The organism is Staphylococcus sp. HMSC072E01, assembly GCF_001814125.1.
In the GTDB taxonomy this organism is placed as follows: Bacteria; Bacillota; Bacilli; order Staphylococcales; family Staphylococcaceae; genus Staphylococcus; species Staphylococcus hominis.
This window is the reverse complement of the sequence record NZ_KV814981.1, coordinates 443-987: the sequence shown is the minus strand read 5'-3', so window position 1 is coordinate 987 and position 545 is coordinate 443. Positions and strand designations below refer to the sequence as shown.

Annotated in this window: 6 tRNA genes (1 of these 6 cut by a window edge); all 6 read right to left on the bottom strand. The window is 49.7% G+C overall.

Annotated elements, in window-relative coordinates:
- Positions 1-32: transfer RNA gene (locus HMPREF2953_RS11580), tRNA-Ser, on the bottom strand; it reaches 174 nt to the left of the window's first position.
- 9 nt (positions 33-41) lie between these two features.
- Positions 42-115, bottom strand: a tRNA-Ile gene (locus HMPREF2953_RS07815).
- Between the two features lie 28 nt (positions 116-143).
- A tRNA-Met gene (locus HMPREF2953_RS07810) sits at positions 144-217 on the bottom strand.
- 26 nt (positions 218-243) lie between these two features.
- Positions 244-319: transfer RNA gene (locus HMPREF2953_RS07805), tRNA-Ala, on the bottom strand.
- Positions 320-342: 23 nt separating this feature from the next.
- A tRNA-Pro gene (locus HMPREF2953_RS07800) sits at positions 343-416 on the bottom strand.
- Between the two features lie 8 nt (positions 417-424).
- Positions 425-498 (bottom strand) — tRNA-Arg (locus HMPREF2953_RS07795).
- Positions 499-545: the final 47 nt, after the last annotated feature.

Sequence of the window (545 nt, the reverse complement as noted above, 5' to 3'; positions counted from 1 at the left end):
CGATCCCTTCAGCCGGACTTGGGTATTCCTCCAAAATTATATGGACCTTGCAGGACTCGAACCTGCGACCGAACGGTTATGAGCCGTTAGCTCTAACCAACTGAGCTAAAGGTCCAAATTTTAATTCTACAACTAATAATTAGTGGCGGTGGAGGGGATCGAACCCCCGACCTCACGGGTATGAACCGTACGCTCTAGCCAGCTGAGCTACACCGCCGTTATATAGTTTGTAAATGATTTAAATGGTGGAGACTAGCGGGATCGAACCGCTGACCTCCTGCGTGCAAAGCAGGCGCTCTCCCAGCTGAGCTAAGCCCCCATAATAAATTTTAAAATTTCCTATCGGGAAGACAGGATTCGAACCTGCGACCCCTTGGTCCCAAACCAAGTGCTCTACCAAGCTGAGCTACTTCCCGTAAGAGAACGCGCCCGATAGGAGTCGAACCCATAACCTTTTGATCCGTAGTCAAACGCTCTATCCAATTGAGCTACGGGCGCAAAATAATAATAATGCCGAGGACCGGAATCGAACCGGTACGGTGATC